This window comes from Bacillus sp. LR--39 (genome assembly GCF_053613335.1).
The window spans coordinates 1-515 of the sequence record NZ_JBSIOT010001616.1 but is presented as its reverse complement, the minus strand read 5'-3'; the positions used below and the strand labels follow the sequence as shown (position 1 = coordinate 515).

The following is a 515-nucleotide window of genomic DNA, read 5'->3' as shown; positions in this document are numbered from 1 at the left end:
TTATATCAGGCCGGCCATTTTTGACAACGTCACTTCCGGCATGACGATTGCCCAAGAAGAAATTTTCGGCCCGGTCATCGCTTTAATCAAGGCGGATACACTTGAGGAAGCGTTGGAGACGGCAAATGACGTCAAATTTGGCCTGAGCGCCTCCATTTTTACGCAAAACATTAGGCGGATGCTGTCATTCACAGATGAAATCGAAGCGGGGCTCATTCGCGTCAACGCCGAGAGCGCCGGTGTCGAACTGCAGGCGCCATTCGGAGGCGTTAAACAATCGAGCTCGCATTCACGGGAACAGGGGGAGGCAGCCAAAGAATTTTTTACAGCCGTGAAAACCGTATTTGTCAAACCGTAAGTCAGTCGTTTCGGTACAAATGAATAAAGGAGAAGATGCTATGAAAAAAAATCGTGCAGCCTCCCCCGATACCGCGGGGAAAAGAAGTTCTGTCCGCTGGTTTGTCGTGTCTATGCTGTTTCTCGTCACATCCATTAATTATGCCGACCGTGCGACA

General features: G+C 49.7%; 2 protein-coding genes. Both read left to right on the top strand.

The window, feature by feature from the left end; all coding sequences use genetic code 11:
* Positions 1–358, top strand: a 358-nt coding sequence (locus ACWHAR_RS32110) for an aldehyde dehydrogenase family protein (protein ID WP_452089051.1), incomplete at its 5' end; no start/stop codon positions are given.
* 40 nt (positions 359–398) lie between these two features.
* A partial coding sequence (locus ACWHAR_RS32105) for a hypothetical protein (RefSeq protein ID WP_452089052.1) occupies positions 399–515 on the top strand: 117 nt, incomplete at its 3' end.